Raw genomic sequence first — 24,436 nt, forward strand, 5'->3', positions numbered from 1 at the left:
TACTCACCTTCCGGGGCCCGGCGGACCGGATCCGGCGCCCGCGCGGCCGGGGTGTGCCACTCTGGAGGCCATCACCGCCGCCTCCCCGGGTAGGTTCCCCTCATGGCAGGCACCCCCACCCACACCGTGACGAACCAGCCGCCGCCGCTGGCCGGCCACGACGTCTTCACCGCCGACCGCGCCCTGGCGGAGGCCGTCGCCCGGTACGCCGCCCCCGACGTCCTGGACGAGGCGCGCGAGGAGTTGTCCGGGCTCGGCCGGGCGGCCGGTTCGGCGCAACTGCACGAGTGGGCGGCGCAGGCGGAGGAGAACCCGCCGCGGCTGCGCAGCCACGACCGCTACGGCCACCGGATCGACGAGGTCGAGTTCCATCCGGCCTGGCACCGGTTGCTCGGCAAGGGCGTCTCCGCGGGACTGACCGGCGCGTGGACCCGGCCGTCCGGCCATGTCCGCCGGGCGGCCGGGATCGTCGTCTGGACGCAGGTCGAGGCGGGCACCTGCGGTCCGCTGTCGACGACGCACGCGGCGGTGCCCGCGCTCCGCGCCGACCCGGGGCTGGCCGCCGAGTGGGAGCCCCGGATCGCCTCCACGATCTACGACCGGGAGCTGCGGCCCGCCGGGCGGAAGCCCGGCGCCCTGTTCGGCCTGAGCCTGGCCGAGAAGCAGGGCGGCAGCGACCTCCGGGCCACGACCACGCGGGCGGAGCCGCTCGCCGAGGCGGGGACGTACCTGCTGACCGGGCACAAGTGGTTCTGCTCGGCGCCCATGTCGGACGCGTTCCTGGTGCTCGCCGAGGCCCCGGGCGGACTCACCTGCTTCCTGGTCCCGCGCGTGCTGCCCGACGGCGGCCGCAACGTCTTCCTGCTCCAGCGGCTCAAGGACAAGCTGGGCGACCGCGCGAACGCCACCGCCGAGGTCGAGTTCGACGGCACCTGGGCGCGCCGGGTCGGCGAGGAGGGCCGGGGGCCGCGCACGCTCGCCGGGGCGCTCTCGGCCATCCGGCTGGACTGCGCGCTCGGCTCGGCGGGGCTGATGCGGCAGGCGGTGGCCCAGGCGGTGCACCACTGCGCGCACCGGGCGGTGTCCGGCGGGAAGCTGGTGGACGAGCCGCTGATGCGCAACGTCCTCGCCGATCTCGCGCTGGAGGCGGAGGCGGCGACCGCGCTCGCGCTGCGGCTGGCCGCGGCCTGCGACGACGGTGGCGAGGAGGCCCGCGCCCTGCTGCGGCTGGCGGTGCCGGCCGCCAAGTACTGGATCACCAAGCGGTGTGCGCCGGTGACCGTGGAGGCCGCCGAGTGCCTGGGCGGCAACGGGTACGTGGAGGAGTCCGGGCTGCCCCGGCTGGTGCGGCAGTCGCCGCTGGACTCGCTCCGGGCGGGCGCGGGCAACGTCCAGGCGCTGGACGTGCTCGGCACGCTGCGGCGGGAGCCGCGGGCGCTGGACGCCTGCCTGACCGAGATCGGCCGGGCGCACGGCGCCGACCACCGGCTGGACCGGGCGGTGAAGGACCTGTTCGCCGAACTCGCCGACCTGGACGGGGCCGAGGGACGGGCACGGCGGCTGGCGGAGCGGCTCGCGCTGGTGCTCCAGGGCTCCCTGCTGGTGCGGCACGCGCCGCCGGAGGTCGCCGACGCGTTCTGCGCCTCCCGGCTGGGTGGTGATCACGGCGCGTCCTTCGGCACCCTGCCGACGGGCCTGGATCTCGAAGCGGTGGTGGACCGGGCCCGCCCGGCCGCCTGAGACGCCCGGGCGGTGCCGCCGGGAGGAGGGGGTGGTGCGTGGACCCGTCGCGCGCCCGCGGCCGGCCGCTGCGGCCCGGAGTGCCGGACCGCGCCCCGCCGCCCGCGGCGCGGAGGCCGGCGGCCGGGGGTGGTGCTGCGCCGACACGGCACCACCCCCGGAGGCTGGGCCCGTCGAGCCCACGGACGCGTCACGCGTCGTCGTCAAGTCTCGGCCACCCTCCGTCGGTTGACCAGGGTTGCAGGGGGTTGCAACTTACGGGGCGAGCTGTGCGGAGTCTGTGCCTCCGCCACGACCGGAGCGGCAGTGTGAGAGGCGCAGTCGGACCGGAAACCGCCGCCCGGGCGGCTTGACAAGGGTGTTCGACGTCTGTTTCGGGGAGGACCGCGATGGGGAACCCGCCGATGAACGTGGCGCGCCTGGCCGCCGTGGACGCGGCGCGGGCGGCGCGGGTGCTGGACGAGGTGCGTGAGGCGACCCTCGCCGGGCGACGTGCGCGGATCGCGCCCCGGCCGGTGATCGAGCAGTCGTGGGGGCGGATGAGACGCAGCGGCGTCGACCCCGAACGGGACCGCAGGTCCGGGCTGCTGCCCTCCGACGAGGTCCGCCGCCGGCGGGAGGAGTCGCCGCTGCGGCACGTGCTGCCGGTGCTGCGGGAAGGGCTCGTTTCGGTCGCGGACGTCGCCCAGCACATCATGGTCGTCGCCGACGCCGACGGCCGCGTGCTCTGGCGGGAGGGCGCGCCGCCGGTGCTCCGCAAGGCCGACCGGCTCGGCTTCGAACTCGGCGCGGACTGGCGGGAAGACGTCGTCGGCACCAACGGGGTGGGCACGCCGGCGGTGGTACGGCGTCCCGTGCAGGTCTTCGCCGCGGAGCACTTCGCCCGCTCGCAGACCTCGTGGACGTGCACGGGCGCCCCGATCAGCGATCCGCGCGACGGCCGGCTGCTCGGCGTGGTGGACGTCAGCGGGCCGCTGGAGACCATGCATCCGGCCACCCTCACCTGGGTGGACTCGGTGGCCAAACTGGCCGAGGCGCGGCTGCGGGAGGTGCACGGGGCCTCGTTGGAGCGGCTGCGCGCGGTCGCGACGCCGGTGCTGGCCCGGCTGGCCGGCCGGGCCGTGGTGGTGGACCGCGACGGCTGGACGGCCGCGGTGACCGGGATGCCGTACGTGCGGCACGTGACGCTGCCCAAGTCGCTCGCGCCGGGCCTCCGGTGGCTGCCGCCGCTCGGCTCGTGCGCGGTGGAGCCGCTGGCCGGGGGCTGGCTGCTGCGCGCGGAGGACGAACCGCTCGCCCCGGGTGCGCGCCGGATCGTGCTGGACCTGGTCCGGCCGGACCGCTGCACCGTGTCGGTCGCCGCCCCGGCGGGCTCCTGGTCGCGGAAACTGAGTCCGCGGCACGCCGAGTTGCTGTTCCTGCTCGCCGAGCACCCCGCGGGGCGCGGGGCGGCGGGACTGGCCGGGGACCTGTTCGGAGACTCCTCCAGAACCGTCACGGTACGGGCGGAGATGTCCAGGATCAGGCGGTACCTCGGCGAGTTGATCCAGCACCGGCCGTACCGCTTCCGCGCCGATGCGGAAGTCGAGGTGCTCCTTCCCGACGAACCCCGCGACCTGCTCCCCCAGTCGACGGCACCGGCCGTGACACGCAAGCGGAACGCCGTCCCGGCGGGCCGGCCCGGAGCGACCTGAACGGGGAGGAACGGCCGCGCCCCGCCCCTGTCGTGCGGCTCCCACCGCTCGTCCGGGGCGGATCAGGCGGTACCGGCCCTGTCCGGCCGGTTCCTGCCGTAGCATCCCGTACGGGTACGGGCCGCCCCACCTGTTCCTCGCGTCAATGTACGGACCGTGAGGCGCAGTTGGCCCGCCCTCTGGAGGAGAGATGAAGCATCGCGGCAGACACCGCCGGCGCAGACGGGGCGCGGCACTGCGCGCCGTCCTGACCGGCACCGCGCTGGCGCTCACCGCAGCCGCCACCCTGATCACCACCTCCCAGGCCGAGATCACCGAGGGCCCCGGCGCGCTCAGGCCGCTCACCTCCCCGGCGGACACCGGCCCGCTGCGCCTCCGGGAGCAGTTGGTCCCGGCCCGCACCCTGGACCGGCTCAGCGCCGCGATGGGCCGCCCGGTCGGCGTGGACGCCGTGCTCCGCACCGCCGACCGGCGGCTGGGCGCGTCCGCCGACTGCTCCGCCGACGACCGGGCGTCCCTGCCCGCCGGCCCGGCCACCACTCGCGCCTACTGCTGGGACCCGGCCGACACCGCCGCCGACGACTGGCGGCCGGCCTCGGTGACCACCCCGCAGGGGGCCGGCCGCGGCGGGACCGCGGACGGCCACCGGGTCGTCCTGGCCGGCTGGACCCACAGCAGCGACACCGGCCGCCCCGGCGAACGGGGCCTGGCCCGGATCGCCTTCGTCGACGCGGACGATCCGGCGCACCTCTCCTACCGCTGGGTGCTGCTGGTGGTGCCGGTGGACGGCGGCCGGGACTACCGGGGGCTGGCCTCCGACGTCTCCGGCATGGCCTGGTACCGGAACAAGCTTTTGGTCACCACGGCGGCCGGCAGCGCCGACGCGCTCTACGTCTACGACCTCGACCGCATCCAGCGCGCCACGGTCGACGGGCCCGCGGTAGGCCGGGTGCCCGGCGGCTGGTCCGCCGACGGCCACGGCTACGTGCTGCCCGCGGTCGGCTCCTACCGGTTCGCCGCCGGCCGCTGCGCCCCCGCCGGGCCGCCGTGCCCCGGCGCGCTCGCCGTCGACCGCGGCACGGCACCCGACAGCCTGGTCGCCGCGGAGTGGACGGCCCCGGGCGACGACCGCAGCGCCCGGCTGTGGCGCTACTCCTTCGGCACCGACCCGGCACGGCCGGGACCGCTGGCCACCGACGCCGCGGGACGGGTGGACGCGGTGGAGGCCTACCGCACCCGGGCGTCCGGGATCCGCGGGGTGCTGTCCCACCGGCAGGCCGGGGCGGACCGAACGTCCTGGTATGTGGGACGGCTGCCCGATGAGCGGGACGGTCACGGCGGGCTGTCGCGGCAGGACACCGCGGGCGCCCGGACGGCCCGCTGCGGCGCCGACGCCTCGGACCGCTGCTGGGCCGAGGGGGCGGGCTCCCTCTCCTACGGGCAGGAGACGGGCGAGGTCTGGTCGCTCTCGGACCGCATGCTGTTCACGCTGCCCCTGGCCGGCCTCGACCGCGCCCTGGACTGATCCCCGCCGGGCGCCGGCGCGACCCGGCCGATCGACAGACCCGGAGACGGGATGATTCCCTGGCCGCCATGAGCAGCGTTCCTGTCACCACCTGGTCCCTAGAGCAGACCTCGCCGTCCGACCTCCTGCCCGCCGCCGCCCCCGGCGGGGACGTCCGGATCGTCCGCGCCGAGGTGCCCTCCCCCGAGTTCAGCCGGTACCTGTACGCGTCGGTCGGCGGCGACATCCGCTGGACCGACCGGCTGGGCTGGAGCCACGCGCGGTGGCGGGAGTACCTGGAGCGGCCCGGCGTGGAGACCTGGGTGGCGTACGACCGGGGCACCCCGGCCGGGTACGTCGAAATGGAGGGGCATGACGAGGGAGTGGTGGAGATCGTCTACTTCGGGCTGATCCCCGCCTTCCGCGGCCGGCGCATCGGCGGCCACCTGCTGTCGTACGGCACGGCCCGCGCCTGGGACCTGGGCGAGCGGCTGCCGGAACGGACGCCGACCAAGCGGGTGTGGCTGCACACGTGCAGCAAGGACGGCGAGCACGCCATGGCCAACTACCAGCGGCGGGGCTTCAAGCTCTTCGACACCAAGGTGGAGCTGGAGCCCGAGGTGGCCACTCCGGGACCGTGGCCCGGGGCCTACCCCGCCTGATCCGCCCGGGACAAGCCCTCTCGGCGCACATGTGAGCGACGACACCCTTGTCCACAGTGTGGGACAAGGGTGTCCACATGACGGATAAAGCTGGACTGTGTCCAGAGCGCCGTGACACGCTTCCGTCATGTCCGGAACTGGAGTTGCCTTGGTGAGTCGGCGGCACGTCGACCTCGGCCGCATGTCCAGCGCCATCTGTCCGGCGAGCTGACGCCCGCAGCACCGCCGTTCTCCCCTGCACCTGCCCCCGTGTGCGCAGCGCCGCGCGCTCATGTCCGCATGCGCACGTACATGCAGGTCAGAGCCCTGTCCCCGTCTGTCCCGAAGGACGTATCAACCATGGCCGCCACCCCGCAGAACCCTGCCGCCTCAGCGCCGCGCCGCAAGGTGAGCCGTCACCGTGGCGAGGGCCAGTGGGCCGCCGGCCACTTCACCCCGCTCAACGGGAACGAGCAGGTGAAGAAGGACGACGACGGTCTCAATGTGCGGACACGCATTGAGACGGTCTACTCCCGGCGGGGCTTCGACTCGATCGACCCGAGCGACCTGCGCGGCCGGATGCGCTGGTGGGGGCTGTACACCCAGCGCAAGCCCGGGATCGACGGCGGCAAGACCGCGATCCTGGAGCCGGAGGAGCTGGACGACGAGCACTTCATGCTGCGGGTGCGCATCGACGGCGGGGCGCTGACCACGCGGCAGCTCCGGGTGATCGGCGAGGTCTCGCAGGAGTTCGCACGGGGCACGGCGGACATCACCGACCGGCAGAACATCCAGTACCACTGGATCCGCATCGAGGACGTGCCCGAGATCTGGGACCGCCTGGAGGGCGTGGGCCTGTCCACGGTCACCGCGTGCGGTGACACCCCGCGTGTGATGATCGGCTCCCCGGTGGCGGGCATCGCCGAGGACGAGATCATCGACGCCACTCCGGCCCTGGAGGAGATGAAGCGCCGCGTCCTGAACAACAAGGCGTACTCGAACCTCCCCCGGAAGTTCAAGACGGCCATCTCGGGCTCGCCGGTGCTGGACGTCGTGCACGAGATCAACGACGTGGCGTTCGTCGGCGTACGGCACCCGGAACACGGTCCCGGCTTCGACGTCTGGGTCGGCGGCGGCCTGTCCACCAACCCCAAGCTGGGCGTCCGGCTCGGCGCCTGGGTGCCGATCGACGAGGTCCCGGACGTCTTCGAGGGCGTCATCTCGATCTTCCGCGACTACGGCTACCGCCGGCTGCGCAACCGGGCCCGGCTGAAGTTCCTGGTCGCCGACTGGGGCCCGGAGAAGTTCCGGCAGGTGCTGGAGACCGAGTACCTCGAGCGCGAACTGGTGGACGGTCCCGCCCCCGAGCAGCCGGTGCAGCGGTGGCGTGACCACATCGGCGTGCACCGGCAGCGGGACGGCCGCTACTACGTCGGTTTCGCGCCGCGCGTCGGCCGGGTCGACGGCGCCACCCTGACGAAGGTCGCCGACCTCGCCGAGGCGCACGGCTCCGGCCGGGTGCGCACCACGGTCGAGCAGAAGATGATCGTCCTGGACGTCGAGCAGGACCGGGTCGAGTCGCTGGTCGAGGGCCTGGAGGCGCTGGACCTCACCGCCCGGCCGTCCTCCTTCCGGCGCGGCACCATGGCCTGCACCGGCATCGAGTTCTGCAAGCTCGCCATCGTCGAGACCAAGCAGCGCGGCGCGCAGCTCATCGACGAACTGGAGCGCCGCCTGCCGGACTTCGAAGAGCCGATCACCATCAACCTCAACGGCTGCCCGAACGCCTGCGCCCGCATCCAGGTCGCGGACATCGGCCTCAAGGGCCAGCTCGTCCTGGACGACCGCGGCGAGCAGGTCGAGGGCTACCAGGTGCACCTGGGCGGCGCCCTCGGACTGGAGCCGGGCTTCGGCCGCAAGGTGCGCGGCCTGAAGGTGACGTCGGACGAACTGCCCGACTACATCGAGCGGGTGCTCACGCGCTTCCAGGCCGAGCGCGCGGACGGCGAGCGGTTCGCCACCTGGGCCGCCCGCGCCTCCGAGGAGGCCCTGTCGTGACCGAACGGGCCGCGCCCTTCCACTGCCCGTACTGCGGAGACGAGGACCTGCGTCCGAACGAGCAGGGCCACGGCGCCTGGGAATGCGGGGCGTGCAACCGCGCATTCCAGCTGAAGTTCCTCGGGCTGCTGTCCCGGGGACTGCGGCGAGCCGACGACGGAGGGGATGACCGAGCATGACGACGGCTCAGGAACAGCGTACGGACGACGAGTCGAGGAAGCTGGCCGAGCAGGCGGGCCGCGATCTGGAGGACGCCTCCGCGCTGGAGATCCTCCAGTGGGCGGTGGACACCTTCGGCAGCGGCTTCTGCGTCACCTCCTCCATGGAGGACGCCGTGGTCGCGCACCTCGCCTCGCGCGTGCTGAAGGGGGTGGACGTCGTCTTCCTGGACACCGGCTACCACTTCCCGGAGACCATCGGCACCCGGGACGCCGTGGAGGCGGTGATGGACGTCAACGTCATCACCCTCACGCCGCGGCAGACGGTCGCCGAGCAGGACGCGGAGTACGGCCCGAAGCTGCACGACCGCGATCCCGACCTGTGCTGCAGGCTGCGCAAGGTGCGGCCGCTGGAGGAGGGGCTGAAGGGCTACCGGGCGTGGGCCACCGGCCTGCGCCGCGACGAGTCCCCGACCCGGGCGAACACCCCGGTGGTCGGCTGGGACGAGAAGCGGCGCAAGGTCAAGGTGTCGCCGATCGCCCGCTGGACCCAGGACGACGTGGACGCGTACATCGCCGAACACGGCGTGCTCGCCAACCCGCTGCTGATGGACGGCTACGCCTCCGTCGGCTGCGCCCCGTGCACCCGCAGGGTCCTGGAGGGCGAGGACGCGCGGGCCGGCCGCTGGGCGGGCCGCGCCAAGACCGAGTGCGGACTGCACGGATGACGAACGACCAGATTCAGGAGAGTCACGTGACGACCGGAGCCACCGTCTGGCTCACGGGTCTGCCGAGCGCCGGCAAGACCACCATCGCGTACGAGCTGGCGGACCGGCTGCGTGCCGGGGGCCACCGCGTCGAGGTGCTCGACGGCGACGAGATCCGCGAGTTCATCTCGGCGGGCCTCGGCTTCTCCCGCGAGGACCGGCACACCAACGTGCAGCGCATCGGCTTCGTCGCGGAACTGCTGGCCCGCAACGGCGTCAAGGCGCTGGTGCCGGTGATCGCGCCGTACGCGGACAGCCGGGACGCGGTGCGCAAGCGGCACGAGGAGAACGGGACGCCGTACCTGGAGGTGCACGTGGCGACCCCGGTCGAGGTGTGCAGCGTGCGCGACGTGAAGGGGCTGTACGCCAGACAGGCCGCGGGCGAGCTGACCGGGCTGACCGGGGTGGACGACCCGTACGAGGAACCGGAGACGCCCGACCTGCGGATCGAGTCGCAGGCCGAGACGGTCCAGGAGTCCGCGGCGTCGGTGTACGCGCTGCTGAGCGAGAGGGGACTGGCATGACCACGGTCGCCGAGGTGGAGGGCGGTACGGAGAGCCCGTACGCCCTGTCGCACCTGGACGCGCTGGAGTCCGAGGCGGTGCACATCTTCCGCGAGGTGGCGGGCGAGTTCGAGAAGCCGGTGATCCTGTTCTCCGGCGGCAAGGACTCCATCGTCATGCTGCACCTCGCGCTGAAGGCGTTCGCGCCGGCCGCCGTGCCCTTCTCCCTGCTGCACGTGGACACGGGACACAACTTCCCCGAGGTCCTCGAGTACCGCGACCGTGTGGTCGCCGCCCATGGGCTGCGCCTCCATGTGGCGTCCGTCCAGGACTACATCGACCGCGGTGTGCTCAGGGAACGCCCGGACGGCACCCGCAACCCGTTGCAGACCCTCCCGCTGACCGAGAAGATCCAGTCCGAGAAGTTCGACGCGGTCTTCGGCGGCGGCCGCCGCGACGAGGAGAAGGCCCGCGCCAAGGAGCGCGTCTTCTCCCTGCGCGACGAGTTCTCCCAGTGGGACCCGCGCCGGCAGCGTCCCGAGCTGTGGAACCTCTACAACGGCCGGCACGCCCCCGGCGAGCACGTACGGGTCTTCCCGCTCTCCAACTGGACCGAGCTGGACGTCTGGCAGTACATCGCCCGCGAGTCCATCGAGCTGCCCGAGATCTACTACGCGCACGAGCGCGAGGTGTTCCGGCGCGGCGGCATGTGGCTGACCGCCGGGGAGTGGGGCGGTCCGAAGGACGGCGAGACCGTCGAGGCGCGCCGGGTGCGCTACCGCACCGTCGGTGACATGTCCTGCACCGGTGCCGTCGACTCCGGCGCCGACACGATCGAGAAGGTCATCGCCGAGATCGCCGCGTCCCGGCTGACCGAACGCGGCGCCACCCGCGCCGACGACAAGCTCTCCGAGGCCGCGATGGAAGACCGCAAGCGCGAGGGGTACTTCTAAGCATGAGCACGACCACGACCGAGGCGCTCTCGGCCACCACGCTGCTGCGGTTCGCCACCGCCGGCTCCGTCGACGACGGCAAGTCCACGCTCGTCGGACGGCTGCTGCACGACTCCAAGTCGGTCCTCGCCGACCAGCTGGAGGCCGTGGAGCGCGCCTCCGCGAACCGCGGCCAGGACGCCCCGGACCTCGCCCTGCTCACCGACGGCCTGCGCGCCGAGCGGGAACAGGGCATCACCATCGACGTGGCGTACCGCTACTTCGCCACCCCGCGGCGCCGGTTCATCCTGGCCGACACCCCGGGCCACGTGCAGTACACCCGCAACATGGTCACCGGGGCCTCCACCGCCGAGCTGACCGTGGTCCTGGTCGACGCCCGCAACGGGGTGGTCGAGCAGACCCGCCGGCACGCGGCCATCGCCGCCCTGCTGCGGGTCCCGCACGTGGTCCTCGCCGTCAACAAGATGGACCTCGTCGGGTACGAGGAGCGCGTCTTCGCCGCCATCGCCGAGGAGTTCACGGCGTACGCGACCGAGCTGGGCGTCCCCGAGGTCACCGCCGTGCCGATCTCGGCGCTGGTCGGTGACAACGTGGTGGAGCCGTCCGCGAACATGGACTGGTACGGCGGTCCGACCGTGCTGGAGCACCTGGAGACCGTGCCGGTCAGCCACGACCTGGCGCACTGCCACGCCCGGCTGCCCGTGCAGTACGTGATCCGGCCGCAGACCGCCGAGCACCCCGACTACCGGGGCTACGCGGGCCAGATAGCCGCCGGCACCTTCCGGGTCGGCGAGGAGGTCACGGTCCTGCCCTCCGGGCGGTCCACGAAGATCTCCGGCATCGACCTGCTCGGCGAGCCGGTCGACGCGGCCTGGACGGCGCAGTCGGTGACGCTCCTGCTGGAGGACGACATCGACGTCTCGCGCGGTGACCTGATCGTGCCGTCGCAGGACGCCCCGGCCACCACCCAGGACGTCGAGGCGACCGTCTGCCACGTCGCCGACGCCCCGCTCACCGTCGGGCACCGGGTGCTGCTCAAGCACGGCACGCGCACCGTGAAGGCGATCGTGAAGGACATCCCGTCCCGGCTCACGCTCGACGACCTCTCCCTGCACCCGCACCCGGGGCAGCTCGTCGCCAACGACATCGGCCGGGTGACGGTCCGCACCGCCGAGCCGCTGCCCGTCGACTCCTACGCGGACTCGCGCCGCACCGGATCCTTCATCCTGATCGACCCCGCCGACGGCACCACGCTCACCGCGGGCATGGTCGGTCAGTCGTTCGCCGCTCCCGAGCCGGTTCAGGACGCCGCCGAGGACGACGGATGGGACTTCTGAACATGAACTCCACCGACTACTACGCAGAGTTCGCGAAGGAGGGCGGCCGCGTCGGCAGCGGTGCGCTCGGCAGCGGGCAGGGCGGGGTGGCGCGATGTGTGCGCTGACGTACGCGCACTGCCTGCGCGCCCTCACCCCCCACCGCCGTAAACGCAGACCTGCCGACCTCCCGGCCACGGCCTGAGACACCGTGACCGCCGGGCCGACGAGAGGAAATCCTCCCGTGCCTGCCTCCCGCTCCCCGTTCCCCCGCGGCCTGGCCGTGATCGCCGCGCTTCCCCTGCTGGCCCTCACCGCCTGCGGTTACGGTTCCGACTCCAAGGACGACGACACCGCGAAGGTCGCCGCCGGGGCCGAGAAGACCGACGGACTCGACTCCGTCAGAATCGGCTACTTCGGGAACCTGACCCACGGCACCGCCCTGGTGGGCATGCGCAAGGGCTTCTTCCAGAAGGAGCTGGGCGCCACCGTCGTCAAGCCCGCCAAGTTCAACGCGGGCCCGTCCGAGATCGAGGCGCTCAACTCCGGTTCCATAGACATCGGCTGGATCGGCCCGTCCCCGGCGATCAACGGCTACACCAAGTCCGACGGCAAGAGCCTGAAGATCATCGGCGGTTCGGCGTCCGGCGGCGTGAAGCTGGTCGTGAACCCGAAGAAGATCTCCTCCCTGAAGGACGTCGAGGGCAAGAGGATCGCCACCCCGCAGCTCGGCAACACGCAGGACGTGGCGTTCCTCAACTGGGTCGCGGAGCAGGGCTGGAAGGTCGACGCGCAGAGCGGCAAGGGTGACGTCACGGTCGTCCGCAGCGACAACAAGGTGACGCCGGACGCCTTCAAGGCCGGTTCGATCGACGGCGCCTGGGTGCCGGAGCCGACCGCGTCCAAGCTGGTCGCCGAGGGCGGCAAGGTGCTGCTGGACGAGGCCACGCTGTGGCCGGACAAGAAGTTCGTGATCACGAACATCATCGTGCGGCAGGCGTTCCTCAAGGACCACCCGAAGGCCGTCGAGGCGGTCCTGAGGGCCGCCGTCGAGACCAACAAGTGGATCAACGCCAACCCGGACGAGGCGAAGGCGGCGGCGAACGAACAGCTGGAGAGCGACTCCGGCAAGGCGCTGCCGGCGAAGGTCCTCGACCCGGCCTGGAAGTCCATCCAGTTCACCGATGACCCGCTGGCCGCCACCCTCGACGCCGAGGCCGCGCACGCGGTCAAGGCCGGACTGCTGGACAAGCCGAACCTCAAGGGGATCTACGACCTGACGATCCTCAACAAGGTCCTCAAGGCCGAAGGCGCGAGCCCGGTCGACGCGGCCGGCCTCGGCACCAGCTGACGCACATCCCGACGAGAACCCAGGAGGTGACGACCATGGCCACGCCCCTGACCGAGGCCGCCCCGTCGGTCGAGTACGCCGCACGCCTCGAGCACGTCTCGAAGTCCTTCGCGGGACCGGGCGGGCAGCAGCTCGTCCTGGACGACATCACCCTCGATGTCGCGCCCGGCGAGTTCGTCACCCTCCTGGGGGCCTCGGGCTGCGGCAAGTCGACGCTGCTGAACCTGGTGGCGGGCCTGGACCGGCCCACCGCCGGGTCCATCCACACCGGCGGCCGCCCCGCCCTGATGTTCCAGGAGCACGCCCTCTTCCCGTGGCTGACCGCGGGCAAGAACATCGAACTCGCCCTCAAGCTGCGCGGGGTGCCCAAGCCCGAGCGGCGCGAGAGGGCCGAGGAGCTGCTCGCGCTCGTACGGCTGAAGGGCGCGCACGGCAAGCGCGTCCACGAGCTGTCGGGCGGTATGCGCCAGCGGGTGGCGCTCGCCCGCGCGCTGGCGCAGGAGAGCGGCCTGCTGCTGATGGACGAGCCGTTCGCGGCCCTGGACGCGATCACGCGGGATGTGCTGCACGACGAGCTGACCCGCATCTGGGCCGAGACCGGGCTGTCCGTCCTGTTCGTGACGCACAACGTGCGCGAGGCCGTGCGGCTGGCCCAGCGGGTCGTCCTGCTGTCCTCCCGGCCGGGCCGGGTGGCCCGCGAGTGGGAGGTCGGCATCCCGCAGCCGCGCCGCATCGAGGACGCGCCCGTGGCGGAGCTGTCCCTCGAGATCACCGAAGTACTGCGTGGGGAGATCCGCCGCCATGGCCAGCACTGAGACGACCACCGCCCCCGGCACGGGGAGCGTGGAGGCGGGCCTCGACGCCCTGGAGACCGCGCAGTCGGGCCGTGCCCCGTTCCGCAGGACCCTCGTCGACAAGATCGTGCCACCGGTCATCGCCGTCGTCGTGGTGCTGGTGGTCTGGCAGGGCCTGATCAGCCTGAAGATCGTCGACGACCCGACCAGGCTGCCCACGCCGGCCGCGGTCTGGGACACCTTCCGCGACGCCTGGCTCCAGGGCAAGCTGCTCGGCTACATCTGGACCAGCGTCTCGCGCGGTCTGCTCGGCTTCGGCCTCGCGCTGCTGATCGGCACCCCGCTGGGGCTGCTGGTGGGGCGGGTGAAGTTCGTGCGGGCGGCCATCGGGCCGATCCTGTCCGGCCTGCAGTCGCTGCCGTCGGTGGCGTGGGTGCCGCCCGCGGTGGTGTGGTTCGGCCTGAACAACTCGATGATGTACGCGGTGATCCTGCTCGGCGCGGTGCCCTCGATCGCCAACGGCCTGGTGTCCGGCGTGGACCAGGTGCCGCCGCTGTTCCTGCGCGCGGGCCGCACGATGGGCGCGACGGGTCTGAAGGGCACCTGGCACGTGACCCTGCCGGCCGCGCTGCCCGGCTACGTGGCCGGCATGAAGCAGGGCTGGGCCTTCTCCTGGCGCTCGCTGATGGCCGCGGAGATCATCGCCCAGTTCCCCGACCTGGGCGTGGGCCTCGGCCAGTTGCTGGAGAACGGCCGCACCGCGAGCGACATGGCGATGGTGTTCGAGGCGATCCTGCTCATCCTGTTCGTCGGCATCGCCATCGACCTGCTGATCTTCAGCCCGCTGGAGCGGTGGGTGCTGCGCAGCCGCGGACTGCTGGTGAAGGGCTGACATGCGCGGGCCGGTACTCCTCGTCATCGCCCACGGCAGCCGCGATCCGCGGCACGCCCGCTCCGTGCACGCCCTGGTGGAGCGGGTGCGGTCGCTGCGACCCGGCCTGCGCGTGGAGACCGGCTTCCTCGACTTCAACGTCCCGTCCGTGCACGGGGTGCTGGAGTCGCTGGCGGCGGAGGGGGTACGGGACGTCGTCGCCCTGCCGCTGTTGCTGACCCGGGCGTTCCACGCCAAGGCCGACATCCCGGCCGTGCTGCGGGACGCCCCGGCGCGGCTGCGGATCCGGCAGGCGGAGGTGCTCGGCCCGTCGCCGCTGCTGCTGACCGCGCTGGAACGGCGCCTGTACGAGGCGGGGCTGTCGCCCGCCGACAAGTCCTCGACCGGGGTCGTGCTGGCCTCGGCGGGGTCCTCCGACCCGGAGGCGATCGCGGTGATCGCGGACATCGCGCGGGAGTGGTGGCACACCGGTTGGTGCGCCGTGCGGCCCGCGTTCGCCTCCGCGTCTCTGCCGCGTACCGAGGACGCGGTGCGCGAACTGCGGCGGCTCGGCTGTGCCCGGGTCGCCGTGGCGCCGTACGTGCTCGCCCCCGGCTTCCTGCCGGACCGCATCGCGCGCGGCGCGGCCGGGGCGGACGTACTGGCCGACGTGCTGGGCGCGGCCCCGGAGGTCGCACGGGTACTGCTGCGGCGCTACGACCGGGCCCGCCGGCCGGCACTGACCGCACTGGGCGCCTGACCCACGGCGGCCGGACCCGCCGGGACCCGCGCCGACGCTACGACCGGGCCCGTCGGAGCTCGGGGGACGGATCCGGCGGTCCGGCCGGTGCCCGGCCGGTCGGCGCACCGGGTACGGCGCCGGAGACCGAGCGGCCCGAGCCCGGACGACACGGCCGGATCCCCGCCGGACCGCGCGGGACGGGTCCGGTGGTCCGGGCGGTGCCGTGCGGCGGCCGCCGGGGCCCGTCGTTCCGGGTCGGCAACGCGGCGCGGCGGTTTCCCGGTGGGGCCGGGAGCGAGGGTGAGCCGGCGGGTGTGGCCGAGGCCGCCGGTGCCCGCGGACGCCGCGATGGCGCTCGTCCCCGGCGCGGCGGCGCCGAAGGGGTACGTGCCCCTCGCCGTCCTCGCTGCCGGGCCGGTGCCCGCGTCCGGGCCGGCCGTCGGGCGGCCGGGCCCATGGTCTCGGCGCGCCGTGCGGGTTCGTCGTGCAAGCCGCGTCGGACCGTGCACAAAGACAGGGCGTTCCGGTGGAACGCAGCAGGGCCGAAAATCGCCGTCAGCTGTCCGAGTGACCGGGGTCCGTCGACCGCCGGTGCCATGACGGCGGGACGCGGGCGGGGACCCGTGCCGCCGGCGGCTCGCGGGCCGCGGGTGCGGGTGCGGGGCACCGTCAGGGTCGTGGCGCCCGGCGCCATGGCGGCCGGCGGGCGCCTGCCCGGCCCGTCGGGTGCCGATCCGCCCGTCCCCCTCATCCGTCGTCTCCGGCCGTCCGCGGCCCCCACCCCGGGGGCGCGTCGCGGGGCTCGGTGAGCCGGCCCGGCGGGGGCTGGTCGAGTGGTATCGGCCGCCGCGGTCCGGCGTTCCCCTGTGACGTCGGACCGCGACGGCTCTCCCTTCTGCGCCGGAGGCGGGCCGCGCGTCACACGGCACCCGCGACAGCGACGGATATCGGCCATCGGGCCACCGCTCGGTCCACACGGGGAGGGGGTGCCGGAGGGCGTGCACCAGGGCGCGGGCCCGGAGGGCGGGAGGCCGGGCCGGAAGCCGTCGAGGGTCCCGGCCGGTTCGGGTCCGGCGGTGTGACCGCGGCGGGCCGCGCCGTCGTACGGGCCGGCCGGGGCCCTGACCGGACGGCGTCCGGGGGTGCGGCCGTCGTGCCCCGTGGGGGCGGGCACGACGGCCGCGGCCCGCTCCGGGGCGGGCTCCGCGAAACTCTGGCCGATGAGCGGTGCCCGGGGCAACCTCTGCGCACGGCTGTGACTTGTTCAACAAGGCTGCGTAATGACGAAGCGGCTCCCTGCCGGTCGGAACGGACACCGCGGGAGCGCGTCCGGCTCCCCCGTCCCGCCGGTGATCCCTGAGGCGTGCCCCCGAGAACCGGCGGTAGATGTAAGGGCCCGCCGTCCTCCCCAGCGGTGATCCGGGGTGCGCGCGGTTCACCGGGGAGTACGACGAGAGGGGCGGGGTGCGGCGCCTACCGTCGAAGCCGAGCGAGCGCGGGACAGGGCGGCAGGGGGCCGTCACCGCATACGAGGGGGCAGACCCGTCATGGGGAACACAGAGGTGCGGGTGCGGGGGCTGGCCGCACGGGCCGGCGGCTGGAGCGCCCGGCACCGCTGGGCGGCCGTCGGCATATGGGTGCTGTTCGTCGTCCTGGCCATGGGGCTGGGCTCGGCGGCGGGCCGGGTCGACGTGGCCCAGAGCGACCAGCTCAAGGGGGAGACGCACACCGCCGCGCAGATCATCGACGACGCCGGTATCAAGGAGCCGGCCGCGGAGACCGTGCTGATCCAGTCCGCGGGCGGCGCGGTCGAGGCCACCGGCGGGGAGTTCCGCGCGGCCGTGGCCGACGTGGTCGAGGCCGTCGGCCGCACCGGCGAGGTCACCGGCGTGACCTCGCCGTACGACACGCACGCCATCTCCCGCGACGGCCGCAGCGCGCTGGTCCAGTTCGAGCTGCGCGGTGACGCGGAGACGGCCGCCGACCGGATCGAGCCGGTGCTGAAGGCGGTCGCCGGGGTGCAGAAGCAGCACGCGGGCCTGCGGATCGAGGAGATCGGCGGCGCCAGCATGCAGAAGCAGTACAAGGACGCCTTCGGGGACGACTTCAAGCAGGCCGAGTACTCGGCGGTGCCGGTGGCGCTCGGCATCCTGCTGGTCGCGTTCGGCGCGCTGGTGGCCGCGCTGCTGCCGGTGGCCCTCGCGATCACCGCGATCATGGCGACGATGGGCCTGATGGGCCTGGTCAGCCACCTCCAGCCGATGAGTGACACCGCCAACTCCGTGATGCTGCTGGTCGGTATGGCCGTCGGCGTCGACTACTGCCTGTTCTACCTGCGCCGGGAGCGCGAGGAGCGGGCGGCCGGCCGAGACGCGGGCACCGCCCTGCGGATCGCCGCCGCGACCAGCGGCCGGGCGATCGTCGTCTCGGGTGTCACGGTCTGCGTGGCGATGGCGGGCATGCTGTTCACCGGCCTCGCCGAGTTCGAGGCGATGGGCCTGGCCTCGCTGATGGTGGTGGCGGTCGCCATGGTGGGCTCGGTGACCGTCCTGCCCGCGCTGCTCTCGCTGCTCGGCGAGCGCGTCGAGAAGGGCCGCCTCCCGTTCCTGGGCCGCCGGCGCCGGGGGTCGGGCGGCGACTCGGGCAGCCGGTTCTGGACGGCCGTGCTGCGGGGCGTGCTGGCCAAGCCGCTGCTGTCCGTCGTGGTGGCGGCCGGCGCGCTGTTGGCGGTCGCGGCGCCCGCGCTGGGCATGAAGACCCAGCAGCTCACCCTGGACCAGGAGTTCGGCGACTCGCTGCCGATGGTGCAGACGTACAACCACCTCAACGACGCCTTCCCGGGCGGCAGCGAGCCGGCCCGGGTCGTCGTCAAGGCCGAGGACATCAACGCCCCCGAGGTCCGCCGGGCGCTGGCCGGCTTCCGCAAGGAGGCGATCGCCTCGGGCGCCTCGCGCGGGCCGGTCGACATCAAGCTGTACGACGCCGAGAACGTGGCCCTGGTCTCCGTGCCGCTGGTCGGCGGCTCCGACCTGGACGAGGCGACGAGGAGCCTGGAGAAGCTGCGCGACGAGGTACGGCCCGCCACGCTGGGCGAGGTCGAGGGCGTGCAGGCGCCGGTCACCGGGCAGGTCGCGGGCAACCACGACTTCAACGACCAGCTCATGGGCTCGGTCCTGCCGGTCTTCGCGTTCGTGGTCGCCTTCGCCTTCCTGCTGATGCTGCTGTCGTTCCGCTCGCTGACGGTCGCGGTGACGTCGATCGTCCTCAACCTGCTGTCCGTCGCCGCCGCCTACGGCGTCCTCGTCGCCGTCTTCCAGCACGGCTGGGGCGCCTCGCTGGTGGGCGCGGAGGGGGTCGGCGCGATCGTCACCTGGCTGCCGCTGTTCCTCTTCGTGATCCTGTTCGGGCTGTCGATGGACTACCACGTGTTCGTGGTGTCGCGGATCCGCGAGGCCCGGATGCGGGGCCGCTCGACGCAGGACGCGATCCGGCACGGCGTGGTCACCACCGCCGGGGTCGTCACCAGCGCCGCGGTCATCATGGTCGCCGTGTTCGCGATCTTCGGGACGCTGTCCATGCAGTCCATGAAGCAGATGGGCGTGGGCCTGGCCGCGGCGGTCCTGATCGACGCCACGATCATCCGCGGGGTGCTGCTGCCGGCGGTCATGGCACTGCTCGGCGAGCGCAACTGGTACCTGCCGAAGTGGCTGCACCGGCTGCCGGACCTGACGCACGACGAGGTCCCCGAGGCCGTGGCCGGGCGTCCGGTGCGCGAGACGGCCGAGCGGCTGCCGGTCTGAGCCCGCCCGGTCCGCCGGGGCGAGTGGCCGCGGGGGCGGCGGGGACCGGACGGCCGGTCCCCGCCGCCCCCGCGGTGTGCCGTCCGCCCGAGACGGCTGCGCCTCGGGCCGCTACTCCCCCGCGCGGTCGGGCAGTCCGGCCTCGATGAGGTCGGCGGCCCGCGCGGTGCCGCCCTCCCGGGCCGCCTCCGCCTGGATCTCCTCGAGCCGGCGCGCCACCTCGGCGTCGTGCACCAGGGCGAGGGCCGCCTCGCGCAGCCGGTCGGCGGTGGCCTCCTCGGTGGACAGCCGCCGGGCGACGCCGAGCGCCTGGAGCATGTCGGCGTTGCCGAACTGGTCGGCGGCCTGCGGTACGGCGATCATCGGCGTCGCGGTGAGCAGGCCCTCCTGGCTGCCGCCGGCGCCGGCGTGCGTGACGAACAGGTCGGCCCGGCGCAGGATCGCCGGTTGCGGCACCCAGCCGTGCACCTCGACGTTGTCCGGCACCTCGCCCAGTTCGGCGCGGGTCACGTGCCGTCCGGCCTGGAGGACGACGTGCCAGCCGGGCAGGCCGGCGAAGGCGCGCACGCACTCCCGGTAGAAGGCGGGCTGCTTGGTGAAGGCCGAGCCGAGCGAGACCAGCACGACCTTCTCGGCACCGGCGGGGCGCTGCCAGTCCCCCTCGCCGGACCGGTCGCCCTGGCAGGCGCCGACGAAGGTGTACACGCCCTCGTCGACCCGGTCGGCGTTCGGCTGGAGGGCCCTGGGCATGAGCACCAGGGAGCGGGCCGGGCGGCCGGTGAAGGAGTCCGGGTGCTCGGCGATGCCGTTCTCGGCGAGCCAGGCCGCGAAGCGGGCGTAGTAGGCCCGGCCGCGTTCGGTCTGCTTCGGCTCCCGCCACATCGGCTCGGCGACCTCTTCCTCGTAGCCCCGCCAGGCGACGAGGCACGGGGAGAGGGAGATCGCCGGGACGCCCCAGCGGTGGGCCAGGACGCGGGCCGGGTAGGAGGCGATGTCGTGCAGGACGAGGTCGGGCGTGTCGTCGGCGTAGGCCGCGGCGAGCCGGGGCAGCGCCTGGATCGCGTCCGTGAGGAACGGCTCCACGTTGTCCAGCAGGGTGGTGCCCCAGGCCTCCGGGTCGGCGTCGGGCCCCGGCAGGAGGGAGGTGTAGGGCACGGGCCGGGCGCCGGTGGCGGCCACTTTGTCCGCGAGGGCGGGCGGGACGGCGTACGTGACCCGGTGGCCGCGCGCCACGAGTTCGCGGATCACCTCCAGGCTGGGGTTCACGTGCCCGTGGGCGGCGATGGAGAACATGGCGATGTGGGCGGGGGCGGTCACAGGTGTCATGCCGCCGAGGCTAGGCGAGACGGACCGTATCGTCTAATGGGTTTCCGGCTCCGTCCGCCCGCCTGCCGGACCGCTCAGCGCTGGTAGCGGGCCAGCACCAGGTTGCCGTCCCGTTCCAGGCGGGTGCGCAGCTCGGCGAGGCCGATCGCGCCGCTGTAGTACTGCTGGTACGCCGGGGTGGCCACCTTGTCCTTCCACTCCGGGTAGCCGCGCACCGACTGGGCGGGCGCGGGGCGGAGCCGGGGGGCGAGGGCGGTGCCGGTGGCCCAGCCGCTCTCGGCGGTGTGCAGCGCGGGGTCGCGCAGGGCCTCGGTGCCGGTGGGCAGCATCCAGTCGCCGAGGGCGAGGCGGACCATGTTGCGCGGCCGCAGCAGGAAGTCGATGAAGGCGACGGCCTCCTTCCTGTGCGGGCTGTCGGCGGACACGGACAGCGTCTGCGGGCTGACGCCCTGGAGGGTTCCTCGGGCGCCCGCGGGGGGCGGCAGCACCTGCCAGCGGAAGCCCTCGGGGGCCTGCTGCACGATCTGCTGGCGGTAGGAGAAGCCCAGCGGGACCATCGCGTACCGGCCGGCGAAGAAGCCGGGCAGGGTGTCCGAGCCGCCGCTGCCGAGCGTCGAGGCGGGGGCGCTGCGGTCGACGGCGACCTGGTCGTGGATGGTGCGGGGCACGACCGCGTCGTCCTCGGTGAACCGCACGGTGACCCTGCCGTCCGGCCCCCGGTGGAAGAGCTGCCCGCCGGCCGACAGGGACAGGTTGAGCGTGGCGGAGACCGGCTCCTTCAGCGGCCAGGCGACGCCGTACCGCCCGGGCCCGCCGAGGCGCCGGGCGGCCTGCCGGAACTCCGCCCAGCTCCACGGGCGGCCGGGTGTCGGCACCCGTACCCGCGCCGCGCGCAGCCGGTCCGTGTTCGCGATCAGCACCCGCGGCTCCTGGAGGAACGGCACCCCGTAGACGCCGCGCCCGAAGGTGGCCGTCCGCCAGGCGGCGCGCGGGATGTCGGACCTCAGCCGGGCGGGCAGCAGGCCGGTGAGATCGGCGAGGTAGCCGCCGTGGGCGAAGTCGGCGAGGTCGTCGGAGGCGTCGTGGACGACGTCCGGCGCCTCACCGCCCTCGAAGGAGGTGAGGAGCTGGTCGTGCACGCTGTCCCAGCTGCCCTGGACGTACTCGACCTTGACGTCCCGGTGGGTGGCGTTCCACTCCCGCACCAGCTCCTTGGTGGCGGCCACGGACTCCTGCTGCCAGGCCAGGGACTGGAAGCGCAGGGTGACCGGGCCGCCGCCGGAGTGCTCCGGGGCCGCGCAGCCCGCGAGGAGCAGCAGGGCGGCGAGCGCCGTGGCGAGGGTCCGCATCAGCTCTTCACCGCCCCGGCGAACAGGCCGCCCGTGAGCCGCCGCTGGACGAGCGCGAAGACGGCCACGGAGGGCAGGGTGGCGAGGAACGAGGCCGCGGCCAGCGGGCCGAGGTCGGCCACGCCCTCCGCGCCGATGAAGTGGGTGAGGACGACCGGCAGGGTCTGCCGGTCCGGGCTCTTGAGCAGCACCAGCGCGAAGAAGAACTCGTTCCACGCGGTGACGAACGCGAACAGGGCCGTCGCCGCGATGCCGGGCGCGAGCAGGGGCGCCGTCACGGACACCAGGGTCCGCAGCCGCCCGGCCCCGTCCACGGCCGCCGCCTCCTCCAGTTCCGCGGGCACCGCCCGGACGTGGCCGGTGAGCATCCACAGCGCGAACGGCAGCGCCCACACGACGTACACCAGCACCAGACCGGCCAGGGAGTCGATCAGCCGCAGGTGCTTCAGCACCAGGAACAGCGGGATGATCACGAGCACGAAGGGGAACGCCTGGCTGACCACCACCCAGCCCGTGACCGCCCGGGCCGGGCGGGTACGGCGCCGGGCCATGACGTACGCCATCGGGGTGGCGAGCAGGACGGCGACGACGGCGGTGGCGAGCGCCACCAGCAGGGAGTTGAGCGCGGCCTGTGCGAGCGGCTGCTCGTCGAACGCCTGCCGGACGCCGTCCAGGGTGGGGTGGCGCGGGATCCACGTCGGGTGCGCGCTGGCCAGCTCGCGCGGCGACTTGAGCGCGGTGGACAGCAGCCACAGCAACGGGAAGCCCAGGAACACCAGGTAGGCGAGGAGCGCGGCGTACCGGGCGGCCCGGGCCGCGGGGCGGGTCCTCATGACGCGTCACCGCCGCGCAGCCGGCCGGCCAGGAACACGGCGAGCAGGACGGAGACCGCCGCGACGAGCACGCAGCCCATCGCGGCCGCGTAGCCGAACTGGCCGTAGCGGAACGCCTCCTCGTAGGCGAAGAGCGTCGGCAGCCGGGTCTTCCCGCCGGGTCCGCCGTTCGTGAGGACGTAGACGAGGGCGAAGGAGTTGAGGTTCCAGATGAGGTTGAGCGCGGTGACGGCGAGGGCCACCGGTCTGAGCGCCGGCCAGGTCACCGCGCGGAACCGCCGCCAGGCCCCCGCCCCGTCGACGGCCGCCGCCTCGTGGAGTTCGCGCGGCACGTTCTGGAGTCCGGCGAGCAGGGCGACCGTGGTCTGCGGCAGGCCCGCCCAGACGCCGACGACGATCACCGCGGGCAGTGCGGTGGCCAGCCCGCCCAGCCAGTCCCGGCCGTCGCCGAGGCCGAGGTCGCGCAGCGTCTCGTTGAGGACGCCCGCGTCCGGGTTGTAGACGAGCCGCCACATGATGCCGACGACGACCTCGGGCATCGCCCAGGGCACGATCGCCAGCGCGCGGGCCCATCCGCGCAGCCGCAGGTCCCCGTCGAGCAGCAGGGCCAGGCCGAGCGCCAGCAGGAACTGGGGGACGGTCACACCGGCCGCCCAGACCAGCCCGATCCGGAACGACTCCCAGAACAGGGTGTCGTGCAGGAGGTCCTGGAAGTTGAGGGCGCCGGTCCACCGGGTGGCGGCCGTCCGGCCGGACTGGGCGTCGGTGAAGGCCAGCAGGACGCCGTAGAGCAGGGGGCCGACGCTGAGCAGGAGGATCGGGAGGAGGGCGGGCAGGACGAGGAACCAGGCGCCGCGATCGGCGGTCCGGGGGCCGGCCGGCGGCCGCGCTCGGGCCGACGGCGTCCGCGCTCCGGCCACTGCTGTCACGGAATCAGCCCCTCCGCCTGCTCCGGTTGGCGTGTTCATGGTCGTAAAGGCCCGGTACCCCGTCAAGGGACCGCGCACGGCGGCCGGGCGCGCGGGTGCGAGACTGGCCGGACACGGCCCGCGCCCCGCACCGGCGCCGGGGCCGCCGAACGGCACGGGAAGACGGCACGGAGGCACGACGATGGACGAGGCACGCGCGCGGGACGTACTGGCCGCGGCGCAGGTGCTGCCGGGCCCGGCCGGCCGGGCGCGGCTCCTGGCCCTCGGCGAGAACGCGGTGTTCGCCGCGGACGACCTGGTGGTGAAGGTGGGCCGGGACGCCGAGCTGCTGGCGCGGGCCGAGCGCGAACTGGCCGTCGCCGGCTGGCTGGCCGGGGCGGACGTGCCGGCGGTGCGGGCGGCCGAGCCCCGGGCGCGGCTCGTCGAGGGGCACCCGGTGACCGTGTGGCACCGGCTGCCCGAGCCGGTCCGGCCGGCCGAACCGCGGGACCTGGCGCCGCTGCTGCGGATCGTGCACGCGCTGCCCTCCCCGCCCTTCGCCCTGCCGCCGCGCGAGCTGCTGGGCGGTGTGGAACGCTGGCTGCGGCTCGCGGGCGACGCGATCGACCCGGCGGACGCCGCCTACCTCCGCGACCGCCGGGACGGTTTCTCCGCCCGGGCGGCGGCGCTGACGCCGCGCCTGACGCCGGGCCCGATCCACGGCGACGCGCTGCCCCGCAATGTGCACATCGGGCCGGACGGGCCGGTCCTGGTCGACCTGGAGACCTTCTCCGCCGACCTGCGCGAGCACGACCTGGTGGTCCTGGCCCTCTCCCGCGACCGGTACGGGTTGCCGGCGCGGGCGTACGACGCCTTCACCGAGGCGTACGGGTGGGACGTGCGGGAGTGGGAGGGCTGTGCCGTGCTGCGCGGGGCGCGCGAGACGGCCAGCTGCGCCTGGGTCGCCCAGCACGCCCCGGGCAACCCGAAGGCGCTGGCGGAGTTCCGGCGGCGGGTGGCGTCGCTGCGGGACGGCGACGAAACCGTGCGGTGGTACCCGTTCTGAGCGTGCGCGGCGCCTCCCGGCGCGCCCGGGGCGCGGCCGACCGCGGCTGTAGCCGCACCTGC

Annotated in this window: 21 protein-coding genes; 17 read left to right on the forward strand and 4 right to left on the reverse strand. The window is 74.0% G+C overall.

The window, feature by feature from the left end:
- The first annotated feature begins 102 nt into the window (after positions 1-102).
- The 16 genes from ACZ4K2_RS20035 (at position 103) to ACZ4K2_RS20110 (ending at position 18,892) form a co-directional block, all read left to right on the forward strand.
- On the forward strand, positions 103-1,740 hold the full coding sequence (locus ACZ4K2_RS20035) for an acyl-CoA dehydrogenase family protein (protein ID WP_467474735.1): 1,638 nt from the start codon (positions 103-105) through the stop codon (positions 1,738-1,740).
- Positions 1,741-2,129: 389 nt separating this feature from the next.
- Entirely contained in the window at positions 2,130-3,434 is a 1,305-nt protein-coding gene (locus ACZ4K2_RS20040) for a GAF domain-containing protein (protein ID WP_467474733.1), read from the forward strand.
- Positions 3,435-3,624: 190 nt separating this feature from the next.
- Positions 3,625-4,959: a hypothetical protein gene (locus tag ACZ4K2_RS20045; RefSeq protein ID WP_467474731.1), complete on the forward strand. Its 1,335-nt coding sequence runs from the start codon at positions 3,625-3,627 to the stop codon at positions 4,957-4,959.
- Positions 4,960-5,027: 68 nt separating this feature from the next.
- The gene (locus ACZ4K2_RS20050) at positions 5,028-5,600 is read left to right on the forward strand and encodes a GNAT family N-acetyltransferase (RefSeq protein WP_467474729.1); all 573 of its coding nucleotides are present in this window, start codon (positions 5,028-5,030) and stop codon (positions 5,598-5,600) included.
- Between the two features lie 127 nt (positions 5,601-5,727).
- Positions 5,728-5,811 carry a putative leader peptide gene (locus ACZ4K2_RS20055; protein WP_345942706.1) on the forward strand — a complete coding sequence of 28 codons (84 nt, stop codon included), beginning with the start codon at positions 5,728-5,730 and terminating at the stop codon, positions 5,809-5,811.
- 128 nt (positions 5,812-5,939) lie between these two features.
- Positions 5,940-7,637: a nitrite/sulfite reductase gene (locus ACZ4K2_RS20060; RefSeq protein ID WP_467474728.1), complete on the forward strand. Its 1,698-nt coding sequence runs from the start codon at positions 5,940-5,942 to the stop codon at positions 7,635-7,637.
- Entirely contained in the window at positions 7,634-7,816 is a 183-nt protein-coding gene (locus ACZ4K2_RS20065) for a hypothetical protein (protein WP_467474726.1), read from the forward strand. The genes ACZ4K2_RS20060 and ACZ4K2_RS20065 overlap by 4 nt, the downstream gene beginning before the upstream one ends.
- A complete protein-coding gene (locus ACZ4K2_RS20070) occupies positions 7,813-8,523 on the forward strand; it encodes a phosphoadenylyl-sulfate reductase (RefSeq protein WP_467474724.1) in 711 nt (236 codons plus the stop codon). The genes ACZ4K2_RS20065 and ACZ4K2_RS20070 overlap by 4 nt, the downstream gene beginning before the upstream one ends.
- Positions 8,524-8,549: 26 nt before the next feature.
- Positions 8,550-9,086, forward strand: a complete 537-nt coding sequence (gene cysC / locus ACZ4K2_RS20075; protein ID WP_467474722.1) for an adenylyl-sulfate kinase — start codon at positions 8,550-8,552, stop codon at positions 9,084-9,086.
- Positions 9,083-10,018, forward strand: coding sequence for a sulfate adenylyltransferase subunit CysD (gene cysD, locus ACZ4K2_RS20080; RefSeq protein ID WP_467474720.1), 936 nt, complete (start codon positions 9,083-9,085; stop codon positions 10,016-10,018). Before cysC ends, cysD begins: the two co-directional genes overlap by 4 nt.
- A 2-nt stretch (positions 10,019-10,020) precedes the next feature.
- On the forward strand, positions 10,021-11,355 hold the full coding sequence (locus ACZ4K2_RS20085; protein WP_467474718.1) for a sulfate adenylyltransferase subunit 1: 1,335 nt from the start codon (positions 10,021-10,023) through the stop codon (positions 11,353-11,355).
- Positions 11,356-11,578: 223 nt separating this feature from the next.
- Positions 11,579-12,685, forward strand: a complete 1,107-nt coding sequence (locus tag ACZ4K2_RS20090; RefSeq protein ID WP_467474717.1) for an aliphatic sulfonate ABC transporter substrate-binding protein — start codon at positions 11,579-11,581, stop codon at positions 12,683-12,685.
- 35 nt (positions 12,686-12,720) lie between these two features.
- Positions 12,721-13,500, forward strand: coding sequence for an ABC transporter ATP-binding protein (locus ACZ4K2_RS20095; protein WP_467474715.1), 780 nt, complete (start codon positions 12,721-12,723; stop codon positions 13,498-13,500).
- Positions 13,487-14,371, forward strand: coding sequence for an ABC transporter permease (locus ACZ4K2_RS20100; protein WP_467474713.1), 885 nt, complete (start codon positions 13,487-13,489; stop codon positions 14,369-14,371). The genes ACZ4K2_RS20095 and ACZ4K2_RS20100 overlap by 14 nt, the downstream gene beginning before the upstream one ends.
- A gap of 1 nt (position 14,372) precedes the next feature.
- Positions 14,373-15,110 (forward strand): sirohydrochlorin chelatase, encoded by a 738-nt coding sequence (locus ACZ4K2_RS20105; protein WP_467474711.1) that lies wholly within the window; start codon positions 14,373-14,375, stop codon positions 15,108-15,110.
- A gap of 1,529 nt (positions 15,111-16,639) precedes the next feature.
- Positions 16,640-18,892, forward strand: a complete 2,253-nt coding sequence (locus ACZ4K2_RS20110; RefSeq protein ID WP_467474709.1) for an MMPL family transporter — start codon at positions 16,640-16,642, stop codon at positions 18,890-18,892.
- A 111-nt stretch (positions 18,893-19,003) separates the two neighbouring features.
- Here the strand turns inward: ACZ4K2_RS20110 and mgt are convergent, their stop codons facing one another.
- From mgt to ACZ4K2_RS20130, 4 genes are all read right to left on the reverse strand, one after another.
- Complete coding sequence (gene mgt, locus ACZ4K2_RS20115) at positions 19,004-20,218, reverse strand: macrolide-inactivating glycosyltransferase (RefSeq protein ID WP_467474708.1); 1,215 nt, start codon at positions 20,216-20,218, stop codon at positions 19,004-19,006.
- A gap of 74 nt (positions 20,219-20,292) precedes the next feature.
- Positions 20,293-21,567 (reverse strand): ABC transporter substrate-binding protein, encoded by a 1,275-nt coding sequence (locus ACZ4K2_RS20120; RefSeq protein ID WP_467474706.1) that lies wholly within the window; start codon positions 21,565-21,567, stop codon positions 20,293-20,295.
- Positions 21,567-22,400, reverse strand: a complete 834-nt coding sequence (locus ACZ4K2_RS20125; protein WP_467474705.1) for a carbohydrate ABC transporter permease — start codon at positions 22,398-22,400, stop codon at positions 21,567-21,569. Before ACZ4K2_RS20125 ends, ACZ4K2_RS20120 begins: the two co-directional genes overlap by 1 nt.
- Complete coding sequence (locus ACZ4K2_RS20130; protein WP_467475201.1) at positions 22,397-23,320, reverse strand: carbohydrate ABC transporter permease; 924 nt, start codon at positions 23,318-23,320, stop codon at positions 22,397-22,399. The genes ACZ4K2_RS20125 and ACZ4K2_RS20130 overlap by 4 nt, the downstream gene beginning before the upstream one ends.
- Positions 23,321-23,510: 190 nt before the next feature.
- Between ACZ4K2_RS20130 and ACZ4K2_RS20135 the strand changes: the two genes are divergently transcribed.
- On the forward strand, positions 23,511-24,374 hold the full coding sequence (locus ACZ4K2_RS20135; protein ID WP_467474703.1) for a phosphotransferase enzyme family protein: 864 nt from the start codon (positions 23,511-23,513) through the stop codon (positions 24,372-24,374).
- Positions 24,375-24,436: the final 62 nt, after the last annotated feature.

Source organism: Streptomyces sp. NPDC025833, assembly GCF_055558055.1.